Source organism: Rohdeia mirabilis, assembly GCA_007750655.1.
Classification (GTDB): Bacteria; Planctomycetota; UBA1135; order UBA1135.
Genome location: CP036290.1, coordinates 1,372,388 through 1,391,770, shown reverse-complemented (window position 1 = coordinate 1,391,770; position 19,383 = coordinate 1,372,388). Strand labels below are relative to the sequence as shown.

General features: G+C 70.8%; 14 protein-coding genes. 4 read left to right on the top strand and 10 right to left on the bottom strand.

Annotated elements, in window-relative coordinates; translation table 11 throughout:
* The first annotated feature begins 108 nt into the window (after positions 1 to 108).
* The gene (locus tag Pla163_RS05185) at positions 109 to 1,647 is read left to right on the top strand and encodes a hypothetical protein (protein WP_145184610.1); all 1,539 of its coding nucleotides are present in this window, start codon (positions 109 to 111) and stop codon (positions 1,645 to 1,647) included.
* Between the two features lie 302 nt (positions 1,648 to 1,949).
* Positions 1,950 to 2,378, top strand: a complete 429-nt coding sequence (locus Pla163_RS05180; RefSeq protein WP_145184607.1) for a hypothetical protein — start codon at positions 1,950 to 1,952, stop codon at positions 2,376 to 2,378.
* Positions 2,379 to 2,472: 94 nt separating this feature from the next.
* Here Pla163_RS05180 and Pla163_RS05175 read toward each other — a convergent pair whose 3' ends face one another.
* The 5 genes from Pla163_RS05175 to Pla163_RS05155 form a co-directional block, all read right to left on the bottom strand.
* Positions 2,473 to 5,091, bottom strand: a complete 2,619-nt coding sequence (locus Pla163_RS05175; RefSeq protein WP_145184603.1) for an alginate O-acetyltransferase AlgX-related protein — start codon at positions 5,089 to 5,091, stop codon at positions 2,473 to 2,475.
* Positions 5,092 to 5,095: 4 nt separating this feature from the next.
* Positions 5,096 to 6,505, bottom strand: coding sequence for an MBOAT family O-acyltransferase (locus tag Pla163_RS05170; RefSeq protein WP_145184599.1), 1,410 nt, complete (start codon positions 6,503 to 6,505; stop codon positions 5,096 to 5,098).
* A 241-nt stretch (positions 6,506 to 6,746) separates the two neighbouring features.
* Complete coding sequence (locus Pla163_RS05165) at positions 6,747 to 7,205, bottom strand: hypothetical protein (protein WP_145184596.1); 459 nt, start codon at positions 7,203 to 7,205, stop codon at positions 6,747 to 6,749.
* 19 nt (positions 7,206 to 7,224) lie between these two features.
* The gene (locus Pla163_RS05160; protein WP_145184593.1) at positions 7,225 to 8,514 is read right to left on the bottom strand and encodes a right-handed parallel beta-helix repeat-containing protein; all 1,290 of its coding nucleotides are present in this window, start codon (positions 8,512 to 8,514) and stop codon (positions 7,225 to 7,227) included.
* A gap of 150 nt (positions 8,515 to 8,664) precedes the next feature.
* The gene (locus tag Pla163_RS05155) at positions 8,665 to 9,363 is read right to left on the bottom strand and encodes a SanA/YdcF family protein (RefSeq protein WP_145184590.1); all 699 of its coding nucleotides are present in this window, start codon (positions 9,361 to 9,363) and stop codon (positions 8,665 to 8,667) included.
* A gap of 232 nt (positions 9,364 to 9,595) precedes the next feature.
* On the opposite strand from Pla163_RS05155, the gene Pla163_RS05150 reads away from it, so the two are divergent.
* Entirely contained in the window at positions 9,596 to 10,660 is a 1,065-nt protein-coding gene (locus tag Pla163_RS05150; protein WP_419186340.1) for a DNRLRE domain-containing protein, read from the top strand.
* A 32-nt stretch (positions 10,661 to 10,692) separates the two neighbouring features.
* Here Pla163_RS05150 and Pla163_RS05145 read toward each other — a convergent pair whose 3' ends face one another.
* The 4 genes from Pla163_RS05145 to Pla163_RS05125 form a co-directional block, all read right to left on the bottom strand.
* On the bottom strand, positions 10,693 to 11,880 hold the full coding sequence (locus Pla163_RS05145; RefSeq protein WP_419186339.1) for a hypothetical protein: 1,188 nt from the start codon (positions 11,878 to 11,880) through the stop codon (positions 10,693 to 10,695).
* A gap of 131 nt (positions 11,881 to 12,011) precedes the next feature.
* Positions 12,012 to 13,196 carry an amidohydrolase gene (locus tag Pla163_RS05135; protein ID WP_145184578.1) on the bottom strand — a complete coding sequence of 395 codons (1,185 nt, stop codon included), beginning with the start codon at positions 13,194 to 13,196 and terminating at the stop codon, positions 12,012 to 12,014.
* 226 nt (positions 13,197 to 13,422) lie between these two features.
* Positions 13,423 to 13,854 carry a hypothetical protein gene (locus tag Pla163_RS05130; RefSeq protein ID WP_145184575.1) on the bottom strand — a complete coding sequence of 144 codons (432 nt, stop codon included), beginning with the start codon at positions 13,852 to 13,854 and terminating at the stop codon, positions 13,423 to 13,425.
* 373 nt (positions 13,855 to 14,227) lie between these two features.
* Positions 14,228 to 15,808, bottom strand: a complete 1,581-nt coding sequence (locus tag Pla163_RS05125) for a sulfatase family protein (RefSeq protein ID WP_145184573.1) — start codon at positions 15,806 to 15,808, stop codon at positions 14,228 to 14,230.
* A 45-nt stretch (positions 15,809 to 15,853) separates the two neighbouring features.
* Between Pla163_RS05125 and Pla163_RS05120 the strand changes: the two genes are divergently transcribed.
* On the top strand, positions 15,854 to 17,833 hold the full coding sequence (locus Pla163_RS05120; protein ID WP_145184570.1) for a hypothetical protein: 1,980 nt from the start codon (positions 15,854 to 15,856) through the stop codon (positions 17,831 to 17,833).
* A 30-nt stretch (positions 17,834 to 17,863) separates the two neighbouring features.
* On the opposite strand, the gene Pla163_RS05115 is transcribed toward Pla163_RS05120, so the two are convergent.
* Positions 17,864 to 19,363, bottom strand: coding sequence for a DEAD/DEAH box helicase (locus Pla163_RS05115; RefSeq protein ID WP_419186338.1), 1,500 nt, complete (start codon positions 19,361 to 19,363; stop codon positions 17,864 to 17,866).
* Positions 19,364 to 19,383: the final 20 nt, after the last annotated feature.

The following is a 19,383-nucleotide window of genomic DNA, read 5'->3' as shown; positions in this document are numbered from 1 at the left end:
CCCCCCCACGGTCACCCGCGACCGCCCCGACCGGCGAGCACCCGGTAGGATGTGCGCTGCTGGGGCGCCGACCGTCCTGGAGCGAACCGACGCCCGATCCTGCCCACGATGATCACTCTTGCCCTGCTCAGCCTCGTCGCCCTCGAGTCCCCCTTCAGTGCTCCGCCGACCGTCGACCTGACGGGCGCGCCTCGAGGATCTGCTCGAACGGTCGCGCTCGACGAGGTCGACGAAGCGATCGAGGCCGCGGGCACCGACGTCGAAGCGCTCCTGGAGCTGGCGACGGGGTACGACGAGGCCAAGCGGACCGCCGACGCCAAGCGCGTGTTCGAGCGCGTGATCGAGATCGACACCGACAACGCGATCGCGCGCAAGGCCCTGCGCCACGAGTTCTACGACGGGCGCTGGTTCGAGAGCTACGTGGAACTCTCGCGCTACAAGCGTGAAGAGGCCGCGCGCATGAAGGCGAAGGGCCTCGTGCGCTACATGGACCAGTGGGTCTCCGAGGACGAGATCCCCTACCTGCGCATGGGATTCGTGCGCGACGAGAGCGGCGAGTGGGTCGACCCGGTGCGCGTCGAAGAGGCGCGCGTCGCCGCTGAACTCGAAGCCGCCGGGCACCAGTTCCGCGCCGACGACACGAGCTGGATCGCGCCCGAGGACTTCGACGAATGGGCCGCCACGAAGTGGAAGTGCGGTGACGAGTGGCTCGACATGGCTGCGGCGGACACCTACCACGCCACCCCGTCGACACCCTGGATCCTCACGGGCGAGCACTTCGTGGTGTACAGCACGTGCCCGTGGGCGACGGCCAACCTCGCGCGCTGGCACGCGGACCGCACGCACGACCACCTCGTGCGCTTGTTCGGCGTCGAACCGAAGCACCGCCCCGACCTGCTCGTGGTCAACGGCCTCCCGCAGTACAACGCGGCGGCCGGCGGCACCTGGGCCGACTCCGAGGGCTTCTCGTCCTTGCACGGCGCGTACTTCTGCGACGCGGCTCAGATCGCGGCGCCCGTGGGTTCGCAGCTGTCCGGTCGCTATCTCGGTCGCGGCGTCAGCTACTGGTCCGCGGCCGACGATCCCGCCTCGGCCTGGGGCCCGTTCTGGGTGCGGTGGTCCGCGGCGCAGAGCTTCGTCGACGCGATCGACTTCTCGTGGCACACCGTCGGTCTGTTCGTCGGTCCCGACGACATGATCGACATGCAGGCCTTCAGTCAGCAGTTCTGGGCCGAGAAGCGCCTGCCGCGCTGGCTGCGCTACGGCGCCGCGTCGTACGTCGAGCGCTTCCTGCCCAACCCCGAGGTGGACGCGAGCGTCGCCGGCGCGAACCCCTGGGACCTGCGCGAGTTCGCGTTCGAGGAACTGCGCGAGGGCGAGGGCCTGCGATCGCTCGCGAAGGTCTTCGACTTCGAACTCAGCCTCGAGGACATCGAGGACTCGACGCGGCTCTACCACGAGGCCGGTCTGGTGGTGGCCTACCTGCTCGACGGCGCGGCCGACGACGAGCAGGTGCAGGAGGCGCACGTCGCACTGCGGACGGCGCTGATCGCGAACGACGCCGAGGCGCTCGCGAAGGCCGTGAAAGCGCTCGAGACGACGCTCAAGAAGCGCAACAGGCAGATCGTGAAGTTCGCGGGGCTCTGAGGGCGCCGCTGCATCGCTCGGGCGCAGGCCTTTCCGAGCCTTTGCAGGCCGCCAACTCGCACGCAGCAATCGGCAGCTACTTTGACCTCATCGACCGGTGGTGCTTCGACTCGCTGCGCACACCGGCAGAGGCACTTCGGACCTCGCTCTCCGGAGAGCCCCGGCACCTCGCGGGCCGGGGCTCTTCTCGCTCCCGCTGGCGCTGATCGTGCGCCGCGCGCGAATCGCCGTCTCCGAAGCCGCGCCCGAGCACCTGGGTGCACGCCGCCGGAACCGTTCGATCCGCCCGTTAGACTCCGCCGATGTCCACGCCCTCCTCCCCCTCACCGGCCGCCCCCACTCCCGCCGACACGCGCGCGGCACTGGCCGAACTCGACGAGCGCCATCAGAAGATGGTCACGGGCCTGTTCTCGGTCATGGTCGGCTCGCCGCAGCAGGTCCACGACCGCGAGTGGATGGCCGAGCAGTTGATCCAGGTCACGCTGCTCGCCGGCGGACACGACATCGAGAGCCCCGACCAGGGTCCCGAGGTGGTGCAGGCGATCGAGACGGAGCTGCGTGCCTTCGCTCCCGCCCTACTGCGTGCGGCGATGCTCCTGTTCCAGCGCGTCGGCCTCGATCTGGCGGCGCGGGCCAAGGAGGGGTTCAGCTTCGAGGACGCGCTGGCCCAGGCGCTCAGCTACCTGCCCCGGACGGGCGAGGCCGACGACACCCCGCGGCACGGGGTCTGACCCACTTCCGCGGCCGACCGACCGAGTGGGGTCCGACACCGCACCGGGACCGGTAGGTGACACCGTCCGCCGTACCGCCGTACCGCCGCCGCGCTCACTCCCCGAACAGGTCGACCGTGCGCATGTCGCGCGCGTCGAGCACCGACCGACTCACGTTCCACACGACGACCTTCACGCCCGCGAGGTTGTCGCCGCGCCGCGCCAGCGACTGCCAGACCGAGTTCGCACCGCCGTTCGAGACGGTGATGTAGTCGACCGGGTGGCCGAGCTCGGCGATCAGATGGCTACAGATGTCCGCGCCTTCGGCGTTGTACATGCCGGCGTAGCTGTCGCCCATCACGAGGATCGGGCTGCTCTGGTCGCGCTCGAGCAGGCGCCGTCCGTTCGGGCGCAACACGCGGTCGAAGGGCATCAGCTGCTGCTCCTCGGGCGCGTCGCCGTACTGCGGCGCGGTGCTGCGTCGCTCCTCGAAGACGATCTCGAAGTCCGTGCCCTCCACCAGCGGACCCTGCTCGAACCAGGGCAGCGCGCGGATGCGTTGGGCGACCAGCTGGGCACCGATGCGCACGCCGCGCGGGCTCCAGTGGGCGTTGTAGTCCTGGAACAGCGTGCGCTCGCGACCGGCGGCCCTGTCCGCGAGACGTGCCTCGGCGAAGCGCGGGTAGAGGTCCACGACGTCGATCCCGCGCCGCGCCATCTCGAGCAGGAGCTGCGGCGTCGCCAGGTCGCCACCCAAGAGGTTCGGATCGGCACCGACGTTCGGCATCAGGTCGGACTGGACCTGCACGCGGTTCGGCACGGGCACCACGAGCAGCGTGATCCCGTGCTCTGAGAGCGTCTTCGCGTAGTACTCGATGGCGTGGATCGGGTGGTCCTCGTCGTCGAAGTCGAGTCCGCGCACGGGGCGTTCCGGGTCGCCGCCGACGTGCGAGTTCATGCTGCGCACGAAGCCGAGCTCGATGCGTCCGAGGTTCCAGCCGCCCATTCCGAACCAGATGGCGTCGGGGGCGGCGTCGAGCTGTTCGGAGACGCTGGCGACCAGCTCGTCGCCGAGGCCGCTGCGCTCGAGGCCGGCGATGCGCTCCTCGAGCAGGCGCCGCGTCTCGGCGCGCGCCGCCTCGACGGCCGGACTCACGGTCAGGCGGACCGGATCGAGTTCGGTCCCGGGCGGCGTGCCCGGATCCGTCGCGAGATCCGTCGCGAGATCCGCCGTGAGATCCGCCGTGAGATCCGTCGGTGCCGTGGCGTCCGCCCGCGGCCCCGCGTTCGGATCGATCGCGAACCAGATCACGGCGCGCGGATCCGACTCGGTCGCGTCCATCCAGGACGTGGACTCGAGGTCGTGGTGCCGGGCCACGTCCTCGAGCCACAGCTCGTGCACGTCGCCGACCTGGTAGCCGGCCTTGGCGGTCGGTTCGAAGTCCTCGACCACGGTGTGCGCGACCCACAGCGGGCCGTCGGGCGCAGCGCCGTCGAGCACCTCGAGCACGCGGTACTCGTGGATGCCCAGGCACAGCTCGTACTCGAACTCCGACGGGATGCGCGTGACCTCGACCAACTCGGCCCGCACGTGGAACGGGCCGCCGTCCGAGACCCGAGCGCCGCTCGCGCCCGCGGCCGGTAGCTCGACGCGCTCCCACTTCGACGCGTCGCCGGCGAAGTCGCGCATCGAGATCTGCCACACGACGACCTTCGCGCCGGCCAGCCCGTCGGCGCGGCGTGCCAAGGTTTCGCGCACCGCACGGGCGGAACCACCCGCCAGGGCGATGACGTCGACGGGTGCGCCGAGCGCGGCGGCGAGGTGCTCGCCGAAGCCCGCGCCCGTCCCCGCCTCGAGGCGCGCGTCGCTGAACACCAGCGTCGAACTGTCGCCGAGCAACAGGACCTCGGCCCCGCGCTCGGGCGCGAACGCCGCACCGCTCCGCGCATCCACGACGCGTTCGAGATCGACCTCCATCGGCGCCCAGGGCGTCAGGCCTTCGGGCAGGCGCAGCATCGTCGCCAGGTCGCCCACGACGGCGGCCGACGCAGGCTCCGTCGTCCAGGTGCGGCGAGCGACGAGTGCGTCGCCCTTGGCAGCGAGTCGCACCTCCACGAGCTTGGCGACGCTGCGAGCGGTGCGCGCCATCGTGGCCGGATCCCAGTGCGTGTCGCGCGGCATGAAGGTGGGCGCGGGACCGGTGAAGGGATCCCACACCGTCGCGCCGGTGATCGAGTCGAGCAGACCTCGAGCCGCGGGGTTCTCGGCCGAGACGAGCTCGCGCGTGGACGAGGCGAAGTGCTGGGGCTGGGCCGCGACCTTGGCGCGCAGGGGCACGAGGACGAGCTCGACGCCGCGCTCCGCCAACTGGCGACCGAAGTCGTCGATCGTGTCGCGGATCGCCGCCTGGCGCTCGGCGTCGAGCGCCGCGCCGGTGACGTAGTCGAGGTTCTCGTCGAAGAACAGCCACCCGTCGTCCCCGACCGTCGCGCGCTCGTTGCCGTGGGCGAAGCCGAACAGCTCGAGCGCCTGGAACCAGGGCGCCACGTCCCGGTGCAGGAACGACGCCGCGCGCAGATCGTCCTCGTAGGCGCGCAGTCGCGACTCCTCGATCGGCCCGAACACCTCGAGCGCCTGCACGTCCTCCCCGCGCGCGAGTTCGAGCCCCGCCTGCACGACGGGCACGCCACAGATGAGGGCCAGGAAGAGCCCGGTGGTCAGCTTCGACGACATGGCGCTAGAACTGGAAGTAGAGGAACGGGTTCTCGGCCTGGAAGAACATCGCGACGACCGCGAACGCGAACAGCAGCAGGATCCCCAGCGACAGGGCCGAACTGCGCGTGGCGCGCTCGACCAGGCGCTCGGTCTCGACGCCGGTCCAGGTGATGGCCGCCGCGACCGCCAGCACGACCAGGTACACGGGCTCGAAGACGCGCCCGGCGAGGACCGCAGCGGCCTCGGGGGATCCGGCGCCGGCGAACATCGCGCCCAGGTAGTCGAACGCGCTCTCGAGATCGACGGCGCGGAAGAAGACCCAGGTGATCAGTACCAGCACGAACGTCGCTCCGACGCGCAGCGGGTGCGGGAGGGCGCCGTAGAAGGCCTTCTTGCCCACGACGCGCTCGGCCGCCAGCGACAGGCCGTGGATCGCGCCCCAGACGATGAACGTCCACTGCGCGCCGTGCCACAGACCACCCAGCAACATCGTCAGCAGCAGGTTGCGATAGGTCAGGAGCGTGCCGCCGCGGTTGCCGCCGAGCGGGATGTACAGGTAGTCGCGCAGCCAGGTGGACAGGGAGACGTGCCAGCGCCGCCAGAAGTCCGTGATGCTGTCCGCGCGATAGGGCGAGCGGAAGTTGATCGGCAGCTGGAAGCCCAGCATCTGGCCCAGCCCGATCGCCATGTCCGAGTAGCCCGAGAAGTCGAAGTAGATCTGGAAGGCGTAGGCGAGCACCCCGAACCAGGCCACGGCGGGCGAGATGGAACCCGCGCCGAAGCACAGGTCCGCCACGTCCCCCATCGTGTTCGCGATCAGCACCTTCTTGCTGAAGCCCGTCGCGAAGTTGAGCACGCCGCGCGCGAACAGCTCGCCCCGCTGCGGCCGTTCGTGCAGCTGCTCGGCGATCTCCTGGTAGCGCACGATCGGCCCCGCGACGAGCTGCGGGAACATCGAGACGTAGCAGGAGAAGTCCGTGAAGTTCTTCGCGCGCTCCGCGTGCCCTCGATACAGGTCGATCGAGTACGACATCGACTGGAACGAGTAGAACGAGATGCCGACCGGCAGCACGATGTACAGCAGTACCGTCGGTTCGCCGCCGAAGGCCTCGATCAGGCGGTTCAGCGTCTCCTGGGCGAAGACGAAGTACTTGAAGAACCCGAGCAGCGAGAGGTTCGCGGCGATCGACACGAACACGCCGGCCTTGCGCTGTCGTTCGCTGGCGCCCGGCGCGGTGATCGCGATGCCGCAGTACCAGTCGATCACCGTGGACGCGAGCATCAGCGCCACGAACCACGGGCTCCACCAGCCGTAGAACACGTAGCTGCAAAGCGTCAGGAACGCGTTCCTCCCCCGCACCGGCAGCAGGTAGAAGACTCCCAGCACGAGCGGCAGGAAGTAGAAGAGGAAGATCTGGGAGGTGAAGACCACGCTGCCGGACGCGTTGTTGGGGGGAGACGCGACGGGGGGATCGCGCGCGTCCGGCGAACTCGGGCCTCACCGACGGGCAGTGGGCGGGACCGAACGGACAGCGGTCGGGGAGGAGGCGGTTTCGAGCACCGCGCACCGCTGGGCGGAGCAGCGCGTTCAAATCTACCACCGCGTGCCGCCCCGAGGTCGGCGCGGAACCCGGTCGGTGGCGAGGGGCCGAACGCGACGCCAGCTCGGCCGCCTAGGGCAGGACGTCGGCGAGCAGGTCGCGATCGAGCGTCCCGTGGGCCTCGAGGTGGTCGGCCACGCGGCACAACAGCTCCCAGGACGCGGGATCGCGCAGGTGGGCGACGACCGTCGCGATCCAGTGGGACCGCACGCGCTCGCGTTCCTCCTCCTCGGCCACGGCGTCGAGGGCCGACTCCACCTCGCTCCAGTCCGAGGCCCAGGCGCCGAAGGACTCCTCGTGCGGCTCCTCGCCGCGCCACAGGGTCTCGGCGATCGGTCCGGCCAGGGCCACGAACGCCGACGCGCGCGCCAGGTCGCGCGACGCGAGTCCGCGCCAGGCGACCTGGGTGTGGCCGCGATGGCCGTCGAGTTCGGTCTCGAGCGTCGTCTCGAGCACTTCGCCACCGAGCAGGTGCGCGATCAGCACGTGGCCCGCTTCGTGGTAGGCGGAGGTCGTCTCGTCGAGGTCCATCGCGACGAGGATGCCCGCGTCAGAGGGCGGCGTCGAGCAGAACGACGTGCGTCGGGCCACTCAGGAACAGGCCGCCGAGGGGATCCACGAAGAGCGCCTGGGCGGTCACGCCGAGCGCCTGCGCACCGGGCACGAGCCGGGGTGCGACGAGGTCCTGCACCAAGAGCCCCGTGCCGTCGAGCGAACCGCGCGGCGTGATGACCAGGCTCGGCGGATCGAGGTGCGTGACGGCCAGGAACGGTTCGACGAACACACCGGGCGCGCCACCGCCGCTGACGAGCAGGAAGACGAGGTCGCCGGGCTCACCGAAGTAGACCGACTCGATGAAGTCGCCCTCGCGCGCGGGCGAGGACATGCCGAACGTGCGCCGTTCCCCCGCCGGGTCGAGCACGACGCCCGACTGGACGATGCGATCGGGTCCTGGACTACCGGCGGGTTCGGTGCAGCCGGGTTCCGGCACGGCTCCGGCACCGCCCGACACCTCGGTGTCGAACAGGAACACGCGCGACGTCCCGGCGGGACCGCCGACGACCGCGCCCGGGCCGCCGTCGCTGAGCACGAAGCAGCTCGCGACGGCGAACTCACCCGCGCCGCCGCCGGCTCCGCCTTCGATCGCCGAGCCCGACGCGAACACGAAGGCGTCTTGAACGTCGATCCCCGGCCCGCCGTCACTGGTCTGGGTGTCGAAGAACCCGAACGCGTCGTGTCCGTGGCTTCCGAGGACCGCGCAGTCGAACAGGTGGATCGTCGAGTGATCGACCTGGAGGCCCGCGTTGGGCTCGTACACGGTCGAGCTGTTCGGCAGGAACGGCGCGTCCGACGCGAGGGTGCAGCGCGTGAAGGTGACGGATGCACAACCACCGACCGCCACGCCGTCACCGTTGGACGCCGTGAACGTGCAGTCCTCGAAGCGCACGCCACCGACACAGTTCGTGATGGAACAGGCGGGAACGGGCTCCCGGTACGAGAGCGTGATGTCGAGTCCGCGGATCACCAGGCTCTGGCCGGCCGCGATGTCGCGCACGTCGAGGGCGAAGTCGGGCGTGCCGATCAGGGGCGGCAGGACGAAGTGCAGGACCGACGCGTGCGGGTCGGCCTGGATCACGAGCGACTTGCCGACGACGTCGAACGTCGCGTACTCGCCGGGCCGCACGAGGATCACGTCGCCGTCGGCGGCCAGGTCGACGGCGGCCTGGATCTGATCGAGTGCTCCGCCGGGTTCGACCGTCCAGACGGTCTGGGCCGACGCGACGGTCGGTGCGACGCAGGCGAGGAAGAGAGCGAACGCGAGACGAGTCGAAGCGACCATCGGATCCTCCTGGGCGGGGTTGGCGAACGGGCAGACGTCCAGCGCGGCGAACGAGGCGTCGGCCGGACGTGACTCGCGACCCTAGCAAGTTCCATCGAGACCGGTGGAACGGCGCCAGCGGCCGCGCCCGAAGGCCTCCCCGAGCCGCTCTCAGCGCACGCCGCGTTCGCGCGTCGCGACCTCGACGGGCGGGCCGAGGAACTTCGGCTCGGTGCCGAGCAGCACGTCGAACACCGCCAGCGTCCGCGCCGCCACTTCGCGCATTCGCGACTTCGCCCGCGCACGTCGCGCTCCCGGTTCGCGCGCTCCGAACGCGATCGCGTCGAGTCCGTGGGCCGCAGCCAGGTACACCGCCCGTTCGGCGTGCGTGGGCTGCGAGACCACGATGCAGCGCTCGAGCCCGAAGACCTCCTTCGCGCGCACCACCGAGTCGAGCGTGCGGAAGCCCGCGTAGTCGCAGGTGACGACGTCGGCCGGCACGCCCAACGCCACGAGGTCCGCGCGCATGGCGTCGGGCTCGTTGTAGTCGGCGTTGCCGTTGTCGCCGCTGACCAGCACCCCGTCGATCGCTCCGGCCTCCCACAGGTCCGCGGCCGCGCGCAGGCGGTAGGTGTAGAAGAGGTTCGGGCGTCCGTGCACGGTCGGCGCCGTTCCGAGGACCAGCGCGACGCGACACGGCGGAACGGTCGCGGCATCGGTGTGGACGCGCGCGGAACTCCCGACGACGACGTCGCACAAAAGCGGCACGGCGGCGCCGAGCACGACGACGCCGAGCGCGATCCGACCCTTGCGTCCGATTCGCCGCCACACGGCCCCGAGGCGTCCCGACTTCGCGTTCTCGGCTTCCATGACCGGAGCCTGCGCCGCGACCGGGCCGGCTCCAAGGCTCGTGGCCGCGACGGTCTCGCACCTGGCGCACCCGTGGCGAGCCCGTGGCGCCGCGACTCGCCGCGGTCCGCACGAGGAGCGGCCGCGCCCCGTCCGAGGTAGTCTCGAACGGTCGGCGGGGCGCGCCCTTCGGATCGAGCCTGGCCGCGCCCCTCCCCGCCCCGTTCGCCCCACCGCGCCCCAACCTCCGTCGATGTCGCCGCTCCACGCCCCCACCGTTCTCGCCGCGTTCGTCCTGCTCGCTCCGCTGGCGGCCGCGGACGAGGTCACGCTCGCGCCCACGTCCGACACGACGCTGTACAGCGAGTCGGAAGGCCTGGCGAACGGCGCGGGCCAGCACCTGTTCGCGGGCGCGACGGGAGCACTCGACCTGCGGCGCGCGCCGGTGCGTTTCGACGTGGCCGCAGCCCTTCCGGCGGGTGCGACGATCACCGGCGTCGAACTCGAACTGACGATGAGCAAGTCGACCGCGGGCGCCACGTTCGTCGCCGTGCACCGCCTCACGCAGGACTGGGGCGCGGCGGGTTCGGACGCGGACGGGAACGAGGGCCAGGGCACGATCGCGCTCACGGGTGATGCGACGTGGGGCTATCGCTTCTTCACCACCGACGCGTGGACGACGCCGGGTGGTGACTTCGTCGCGACGGCGAGCGCGTCGACCCTGGTGGGCGGGATCGGGCGCTACACGTGGGCCTCGACGCCGGCGTTGGTCGCGGACGTGCAGGCGTGGCTCGACGGCACGGCCCCCGACCACGGATGGATCGTCCTGGGCGACGAGAGCGGCGACCAGTCCGCCAAGCGCTTCGACTCGGTCGACAACCCGACGCCCGCGAACCGGCCGAGCCTCGTGATCACGTTCGACCCGCCGTGTCCGCCGGCGCTCGCGCTGCAGACGGTGCGCACAGGCGTGCCCGCGAATCCGGCGGCCCTCTTGCCGAGTTCGATCAACGGCCCGGCGCTCGGTTCGACCTGGGCGCCGCGCATCGACCACACGACGTTCGTCCCCGGTGCCGTGCTCGACGTGCTCGTGCTGACCGCAGTAGGAACGAACGTGCCCTCCCCCGTCGGCACCTTGCTGTGCGACCTGTCGGGAGCGAACTACCTCTACTACGCCACGCCCGGCCAGCCCTTCGATCTGCCGGTGCCCGACGACTGCGCGTTCGTCGGGCTCACCGGCTGCGTGCAGGGCGGATCGGTCGACATCACCGGCGCGCTCTTCGCCACGAACGCGCTCGACTTCACCGTCGGCACGTTCTGAGGCGCGTGGCGGCGTTCAGGCTTCGGACGCGTTCAGCGACCGCCGCCGTTCGCCGCGAGCCAGCGCTCGATCCAACGCCTTCCGGGCTCCGAGGCCACGAACGACTCGTAGCCCGCCGCGGTGCGCAGGTCGATCCACTCGATGCCGTAGTCGGTCTCGAGCGACGAAAGGCCCTCGAAGGTGAGCTCGTGGAGATCGGCCGTGAGCCCGATCTCGATCAGCTTCCACTGGGCCAAGTAGTCCAGGAGCGGATCCAGTTCGATCGCACGTCGCACCTTCTTCTCCGCGCGCTCGAACTTCCCGTCCGCGAGGTGGATGTTGGCGCGAATGAGCTCGAGGTACGGATCGCCGCCGACCTGTTCGTCGAGCGCGTCCACGCACTTCAGCGACTGGTCGAACTCACCGCGCAAGAGGTACGCGTCGATCATCATCAGATTCATCGACGGCGAATCGGGGTAGTGCTCGCGAAGATCGCGAAGCGCTGCCAGATACTCCTTCTCACCGACGTTCGAGGCAGCAGCGATCCGCGCTCCGAGGAACTCGGGCAAGAACTTCACGGATGCATCGAGTTCGGACCACATGGCGAGTGCGGCGGCCGGGTCCGATGCGAGCACGCTCTTGATGCGCTGCAAGGCGCCGAGCGTGGAGAGGTAGTTCTTCTGGGTCGGCGGCAGCGTGTCCGCCAGTGACGGATCGTACTGGACGAGTCCGGCCACGTAGCCGCGCTTGAACGTGGTCGACAGCGACTCGCCGGAGACGTAGACGAAGGCGTCCACGATGCGCACCGACTCGGCGTCCGCGACCAGGTGGAGTTCGTGGTAGTTGAGTCCGTTGTTGCTCTCGAGCCGGAAGAGCGCGCGCGTCGGTTCGCCCGACATCAGTCGCAAGAAGCGGTAGGTCCCGTCGAACTGCGCGTTGGCACCGACGATCTGTGCCGCCAGATCGAAGTTGGACCCCAACCCTTCGGTGAAGGGCTCGCGGTAGTCGGCGGGTGCATCGAGCCCGGCGTCCATGATGGCGACGAGGCCCCCGACGTCGAAGTGCGACGCCATGAAGGACGGGTCACCCTCGGCGATCGTGGCCTCCACCGCTTCGGCGAACGCGACGAAGCGCTCGGCGGCCGCATCGGCCTCGGTCACCGGCGTCGCGGGAGTCGCCCCTTCCTGGAAGGTGGCGGGCGTGGAGGCGGAACACGCGAGGGCGAGAAGGAAGGAGAGCATGGCGGGCGTCGGGTCGAGCGGACGGGGAAGGGCGCGAGTCTAGCTCACCCCGGCAGCGTCGCGCACCGACCGCACCCCGACCGCTCTTCGCCCGGCGCCGAACACGGCGCGCCGGACTCAGCGCGCCGGACTCAACGCTTGGGCAGTTCGTCCGCGAGCAACTCGGGCAGCGCCGCCACGAACAGCCGCACCGCCGGCTCGAGCAGGTCGTCGGGGAAGTCGAAGTCGGGGTGGTGCAGGGGCGGCTGGTCGACGCCCGACCCGAGCCCGAACAACGCGCCGCAGGTGCTGCTCGTGAAGTGGCCGAAGTCCTCCGACCACGAGAACGGATGCTCCGCCCGGCGCACGTCGAGCCCGTTCGCACGGGCGGCGCGCTCGACGACGCGCACCACGGCGGGATGGTTCTCGGTCGCCGGGAAGCGCTCGGTCCACGTCACGTCGCACTCGAGTCCGTGACCCGCGGCGAGCCCGCGCGCCATCCGTTCGCAGTACTCGCACAGCGCGTGCATCGCCTGCGACGTGTGCGCGCGCAGCGTCGCCATCACGCGCCCGCTGCCCGGGCTGGTGCCGAATGCCGGACCGCCCACTTCGATGCCGACGACCGTCGCCTGCACGTTCTCCTCGAGCGCCGCGGCGCGCTGAGGCGCGGACTGGATCGACTGGGCGATGTTCGCCGCCGCCGCGACCGGACTGCGCCCCATGTGCGGTTCGGCCGCGTGGGACGAGACGCCCGTCAACTCGACGATCATGCCGACCGACGCGCTGGCGAAAGGACCGTTGCGCAGCGTGACCTCGCCGAGCGGGCGCCCCGGAAGATTGTGGAAGGCCACCGCGCGCGTCGGCGACAACTCGGCGAAGCGCGGATCGTCGAGCACGGCGCGCGCACCTTCGCCCGTCTCCTCCGCCGGTTGGAACAAGAGCACGACGCGTCCGCGCTCGGGACGCTGCTCCGCGAGCGCGCGCGCGACGCCGATCTGCACCGTCATGTGGCCGTCGTGTCCGCACGTGTGCGCGGTCTCGGGATCGTCCGCGCGGTGCTCGACGTCGAGCGTCCCGGCCATCGGGAGCGCGTCGAGATCGCAACGCAACAGGACCGTCGGACCGGCCGCGCGACCTTCGAACACGGCCGCGACACCGTGCCCGCCGAGTTCGGTCACCAAGGCGTCCGGTTCGCAGGCTTCGAGCTCCTGCCGCACGAACTCCGCGGTGCGGCGCTCTTCGTTCGAGCGCTCCGCGAGCGTGTGCAACCTGCGTCGAATCGCTGCGAGCGGCAGGTTCTCGAGTCGGGCGTCGGTACGTCGGGCGTCGGTCGTCATGGATGGTCCAGTCGTTGCCCGCGCTGGGCGGCGAGGGGCGCTCGGTTGAAGCGAACACCCTATCCGTGTATCCTGCTCGTATCGGCTGCAAGGACTCCACAACCTGCAGCCCGGCTCGAACGCGCGTCGATCACTGGATCCGGATCGTGCAGTGCACCGATCGCGGCGCGCAGGAACTGGCGACCACTTGACGGCCCGCGCCCGTTCGGTCGCGCGCCGCCCCCCTTCAGCCGCCGTCGACCGGCGACGGATCCACGAGGCCGAGGAACTGCGCGACGGTCCCCTCGAGCTGGCGCACGTGGACGCGCAGAACCTCGAGGGCGCGCGCCTGGTCGCAGCGAGCGTCCGCGAGCACGAGTTCCAACAGGTGCGGACAACGCTCGCGCTGCTCCTCGAGCGCGGACTCGACCGCGTCGAGCGTGGCGAGCTTCAGTTCGACGACCAGATCGCCGAAGCGGCGCGTCGGCTTGCGCCTTTGAAGTGCCAGGACCCGCTCGACCTGGGTCGCGTCGAGAACTCCACGGGAGACGAGTAGGGTGCCGACGTGGATCCACCCGTCGCGCACTCGGCGCTCGAGTTCCGCGAGGACCTCGGGCGTGCAGACGCGGTGGACGAGCAACAACGCGGGCAGGTCGGGGGTCGAGAAGGGAGAGGCCAAGGTCGTCGATCGGGGGAGTCGGCGGGGGGACCAGTCGCTGGAAACGCGGGGCGGACGAGGCTCGGCGACGCGAGAGTCGCACCGCGCCGTGTGGTCGCAAAGAGGCGCACACGCCGCCCGGATCATCCACGACGTTCGGACTGGCAGCGCGCCAAGATTCTGCCCGCAGAGCGAGGCCGAACAGGACGTTGCATCGTTGACGACGCGCTTGCCCAGGTGAACGCGGTGCGCCCGGCCAGCGACCGGCTCGGACGACGCCGAACCGCACGCCGCATCCACCGCTGGAATCGACGTTCGCTCGTCGCGAACGCGTCGAACGCGGTGGTGCTCGGAGTGACTCCCCGCCGGTCGGTCGCCCCTCGACGCGCGGCGCTCACTCTCCGAGTCCGCGGATCCCACCCTCGCTCGCGACGACGCGCGTGAGCAGGGCGCGCAGCTCGCCGGCGACGATCGGCCGACGCGCGATCAGGTTCACGGTCTCGCCCGGATCGTTCGCGAGGTCGTAGAGCTCGGCACCGGCGTAGCCCGATTCGACCCCGGGGCGCGGGGCGACGAACTTCCACGCGCCACGCCGCAACGCGAGTCGGCCGGCCTCCTCGACGACGAACGGCGCGCCGACCGGATCGCGGCCGAGCAACGCTGCGAGGTGATCGCGGCTGTCGCGCGCCTCGCCCGCGGGCACCTCGACACCGAGCAGCGCCGCGAACGACGCCAGGAAGTCGGTCTGCGTCACGAGCGCGTCCGACACGCCCGGCTCGACGCGGCCGGGCCAACGCACGACGAACGGCACGCGCGTCCCGCCCTCGTAGATCTGGTACTTGCCGCCGCGCCACGGGCCCGAACCGTCGTGGCCCTGGTCCACCTCCGCCGTCGACGTGCGCACGACCGTGCCGTCCACGTAGCCGTCGTCGTAGACAGGACCGTTGTCGCTGGTGAAGATCACGAGCGTGTCCTCGGCCAGTCCCTCGCGCTCGAGCACGGTCAACAGCTCCCCCACCGCCCAGTCGAGCGCCACCATCGCGTCGCCGCGGTAGCCCAACTCGGTACGGCCCCGAAAGCGCGGGTGCGGGGTGCGCGGCACGTGGATGTCCTGCGACGAGAAGTACAGGAAGAACGGCTGTTCGGGCTCGCGCGCTCGGACCCAGCGACTCGCGCGCGCGACGAACTCGTCCGCCATGGTCTCGTCGTCCCACAGGGCGTGGCTGCCGCCGAACTGCGTGCCGATGCGACCGATCCCGTTGATGACCGAGTGGTCGTGCCCGTGCGTGACGCCGTAGTACGTCATCGCCTCCGGCGTCGCGCGGCCGTCCGGGTACACCGTGCACTCGACGCCGTCGGGCTTCGATCCCACGAACAGTGGATCGCTCGGATCGAGACCGACAACGCGCGTGCCGTCCAGGTACACGCACGGCACGCGGTCGTTCGTGGACGGCAGCAGGAACGAGTGGTCGAAGCCCAGGTCCAGCGGCCCTGGAGCGACGTCGCCGTTCCAGTCGACGCGCTCGCCCACGGCGCCGAGACCCAGATGCCACTTGCCGACGACCGCCGTCGCGTACCCCGCGCGCTGGAACAGGTCGCCGAGCGTGAACGCGTCCGGATCGATCGTCAGCGGTGCGTCGGGCGCCAGCACGCGCACGCCCGAGCGGAAGCCGTGGACGCCCGTCAACAGTGCGAACCTCGACGGCGTGCACGTGGCCGCCGCACAGTGCGCGTCGGTGAAGCGCAGCCCCTGCGCACAGAGTCGGTCGAGGTTGGGCGTGGGGATCAGTTCGCTGCCGTAGGCGCCGAGGTCCCCCCACCCGACGTCGTCGCCGTAGATCAGGACGACGTTGGGGAGCGTCGGTGCGGTGCGCGCAGAGGTGGGCGGCGCGGTGTCGGTCCGAGCGGGTGCGGACGGAGCGGCGGCGGCGAGCGTCGAACCCGCGGCGACGGCGATGAGTGTGGCGCGTAGCATGCGGGAGATCCTAGGTCCGCTCGCCCCACCCAGCTCCCGCGTCCCATGCACCTCGCGCTCCCCGTCCTCGCCGCCGCACTCACGCTCGTCCCCTCCGAGGCGAACACGTCCACGCACCAGCCGGTGCAGCAGGATGCGACAGCGGAACAGGACGGGGCGCGGGCCGAGCGACTCGCCGCCGTCCGGGCCGAGCTGGCCGAGCTCGCGGCCCAGGTCGCCGAACGCCGCGGACGCGAACTCACCGCGCCCGTGCCCGTCGAACTCCTCGATCCCGAGCCGTTCCGCGCTGCACTGCGCACGCAACTCGTCGAACTGCACCCGCAGGGGCACTTCGAACACATGCGCGACGCCTACCGCTCGTTCGGCATCCTCCCGCCCGAGTTCGACGGCGATCTCCTCGACGCGCTGTTGGACGGACTGGTCGGCAACGTGTTCGGCCTCTACAGCCCGACGCGCGGCACGATCCTGGTGCCCGACGAGTTCGACCATCCGCTCTACCGCCTGAACGGAGGCGACGCGCTGCGGCGCGAGATCCTCGCCCACGAGGTGCAGCACGCACTGCAGGATCGCGCCGTCGGGCTCACGGACTTCTGCGGACGTGCGCTGCCCTCGCACGACGCGCGGTTGGCCCGCGGCGCGCTGATGGAGGGCGACGCCGTGGCCACCGCGATGGACTGGATGCTGTCGCTCGGCGGTTCGTCGCTGGCCGAGTTCCCGCCCGGCCTCGAGAAGCGGGTCACGGACCAGATCGAACTCTCGACGACGCTCTCGTCGATCGACACCGGAGCGCTCGCCGACCCGGCCTTCCTCGCGTTCAGCTACGGCACCGGCGCGGGTCTCGTGCACGACCTGGTGCTCGCGGGCGGTTGGGAACGCGTCGACGCGGCCTTCGCCGACCCGCCCGCGTCCACCGAACAGGTGCTGCACCGCACGAAGTACCTCGACGAGCGCGACTGGCCGACGGCGATCGATCTCGAGCTCCCGCCGGTCCTCGAACTGGCCGGTTGGTCCGTGCTCGCGAGCGACACGCTGGGCGAACTGACGCTGCGCGAGCTGTTCGCGTCCGCGCTCGACGACGAGACCGTCGTCCGCGCGAGCTTCGGCTGGGACGGCGACCGCTACCTGCTGCTCGGTCGCGGGGACGAGCGCGCGTTGATCTGGTCGTCGGTCTGGGACAGCGCCAGTGACGCGCGCGCCGCCCACTCTGCACTGGCGCAGGTGCTCGGCCTCGAGGCCGACGCCTACTGGCACGACGATCGACCGGCGTCCACCCGGCGCGACGCAGGCGTCACATGGTCCGGCCGCGACGGCAAGCGCGTCGCACTCGCGGTGGGTCTGAACGTCGAAGGCGACGAGGACACGAGGCTCGAGGCGTCGCGGTTCGCGGTCGACCACGCGCTCGCAGCGCCCCTCGTCCACGACGAGCGCGACACGAAGAAGGGCCGCGGGGACGGACGCGTCACGCGCCAACTGGAGGACGAGGCGTTGGCGGCCATCGAAGCGGGCCGCATCGTCGTGGACGGCCGAACCGTGTTCGTCCGCGACCTGGATCTCTCGCTGACGCTGCCCACGGAACAGTGGCAGGTCGAACCGAAGACGCCGATGGCCGCGGTGCGCCTGGTGCTCGTGCGCGGGACGCCCTCCATCAACTTCAACGTCTCGCTCGCACCCGGTGACGGACTCGACCGCCGCGCCGTCATGGATGTGACGCTCGAGTTCCTCGAGAGCACGTTCCAGGACATCGAGGTCGAAGTGGCCGAGACGGTCGACGACCCGCGCGGGCCCGCGTTCCGACTGCGCTACTCCGCCAGCGTCCAGGGGACGCGCGCCAACTTCCACCAGCTCGGATTCGCGCGCGGTGAGGACTACGTCGTGCTCTCGTGCACCGAGTTCTCGGGGACGGACGATCCCGCGATCGAGCTGGAGTTCGACGCGTTGCTCGACAGCGTCACGTTCGGCGCCGAACCGGGCTCCGTCGACTCGTCCGACGAACCGGTGCCGCAGCGCACCGACGAGGACGGCTGAGCCGCCCTCGTCGCGCGCTCGTTCAGCGGCTCAGCGATCGACGCCGGCGCCGAACGACGAGCCGCCGCCGGAGCTGCTACCGCCCGACGGGCCGCGCCGCGAGCGACCGCCCGCCGACGAACCCGCGGGCTTCGAACCACTGCGTCCCCGCGACGAGCCGCCGGCGAAACCACCGCCGCTCGAACGGCCCGGTCCGGAAGCGCCGGGGCCGCGACTCGATCCGCCGCGACCACCGCCACCGCCCGAACGCGCTCCGACGCCGGGTCCGCGACCGCCGCTCGCTCCGCGTCCGCCGCGCCCGCCCTGGCCACCTTGGCCGCGAACGGGGCCACCACCTGCGGGCTTGAGCGCGCGCAGCTTCGTGCTCTCGATCGGTCCGAGCTCACGCACGTCGTGGCGTTCGATCGGCGCACCGAGGCGCTTCTCGATCGCACGCACCTGGTCCTTGTCCTCGTAGGTGACGAAGGTGTACGCGGTGCCGGTGCACTCGGAACGGCCGGTGCGGCCGATGCGGTGCGTGTAGGCCTCGGGCGTGTTCGGCACGTCGAAGTTGATGACGTGGCTGACGCCGGCGATGTCGAGCCCGCGCGCCGCGATGTCGGTCGCGACGAGGATGTCGTAGGTGCCGGAGCGGAAGCCCTCCATCGCGCGCACGCGTTGGGGTTGGGACATGTTGCCCTGTAGCGCGATGGCGCGGTGCTTGCGCAGGTCGAGGTGCTGGGCGAGCTGCTTGGCGCGACGCTTGGTGCGCGTGAACACGATCGCCGACTTGAACTCCTTGGAGGCCAGGATCGCGTCGAGCGCGCCGATCTTGTCGTTCTCGTCGAGCGGGTACAGACCGTGCGCGATCGTCTCGGCCGGCTTGGTCTGGGACAGTTCGACGACCTTGGGGTTGTGCAGGATCGTGTCGGCGAGCTTGCGGATCTCGCGCGGCATCGTGGCCGAGAACAGGAGGTTCTGACGGCGCGGCGGCAAGGCCTTCAGGATGCGGCGCAGGTCGGGCAGGAAGCCCATGTCGAACATGTGGTCGGCCTCGTCGAGCACGAGCACTTCGACGCCGTCGAGGCGCACCGCGCCCTGGCCGTAGAGGTCGAGCAAGCGGCCGGGGCAGGCCACGACCACGTCCATCTTCCCGCGCAGTGCACGCTCCTGGCGCGCGATCGGCACGCCGCCGAAGACGGGCGTCGCGGTGATCTGCGTGAAGCGTCCGAGGGACTCGAACTCGGAGTGCACCTGGGCCGCGAGTTCACGCGTCGGCGCGACGACCAGCGCGCGCGGACCGCCCTTGCCCTTCGGCTTGGTGCGGATCAGTCGATCGAGGATCGGCAGCACGAAGGCCGCCGTCTTGCCGGTGCCGGTCTGGGCGAGGCCGAGCACGTCGCGCCCTTCGAGCGCGGCGGGCAGGCCTTGCTCCTGGATCGGGCGCGGGCTCGTGTAGCCGGCGGCCTCGACGGCGCGCATCAGCTGACTGGGTAGGTCGAAACGGGCGAAGCCGGTCGCTTGGCGACCGTCCGTGGAATTCTTCGTCATCAATGTTGATGTGGGGGCAG

Bases quoted from the DNA above. Each gene is read 5' to 3' on its own strand.
- Pla163_RS05155 (WP_145184590.1), bottom strand. From the start codon at position 9,363: ATGGAAGCCGAGAACGCGAAGTCGGGACGCCTCGGGGCCGTGTGGCGG.
- Pla163_RS05150 (WP_419186340.1), top strand. From the start codon at position 9,596: ATGTCGCCGCTCCACGCCCCCACCGTTCTCGCCGCGTTCGTCCTGCTC.
- Pla163_RS05160 (WP_145184593.1), bottom strand. From the start codon at position 8,514: ATGGTCGCTTCGACTCGTCTCGCGTTCGCTCTCTTCCTCGCCTGCGTC.
- Pla163_RS05120 (WP_145184570.1), top strand. From the start codon at position 15,854: ATGCACCTCGCGCTCCCCGTCCTCGCCGCCGCACTCACGCTCGTCCCC.
- Pla163_RS05180 (WP_145184607.1), top strand. From the start codon at position 1,950: ATGTCCACGCCCTCCTCCCCCTCACCGGCCGCCCCCACTCCCGCCGAC.
- Pla163_RS05115 (WP_419186338.1), bottom strand. From the start codon at position 19,363: ATGACGAAGAATTCCACGGACGGTCGCCAAGCGACCGGCTTCGCCCGT.
- Pla163_RS05185 (WP_145184610.1), top strand. From the start codon at position 109: ATGATCACTCTTGCCCTGCTCAGCCTCGTCGCCCTCGAGTCCCCCTTC.
- Pla163_RS05165 (WP_145184596.1), bottom strand. From the start codon at position 7,205: ATGGACCTCGACGAGACGACCTCCGCCTACCACGAAGCGGGCCACGTG.
- Pla163_RS05125 (WP_145184573.1), bottom strand. From the start codon at position 15,808: ATGCTACGCGCCACACTCATCGCCGTCGCCGCGGGTTCGACGCTCGCC.
- Pla163_RS05145 (WP_419186339.1), bottom strand. From the start codon at position 11,880: ATGCTCTCCTTCCTTCTCGCCCTCGCGTGTTCCGCCTCCACGCCCGCC.
- Pla163_RS05175 (WP_145184603.1), bottom strand. From the start codon at position 5,091: ATGTCGTCGAAGCTGACCACCGGGCTCTTCCTGGCCCTCATCTGTGGC.
- Pla163_RS05135 (WP_145184578.1), bottom strand. From the start codon at position 13,196: ATGACGACCGACGCCCGACGTACCGACGCCCGACTCGAGAACCTGCCG.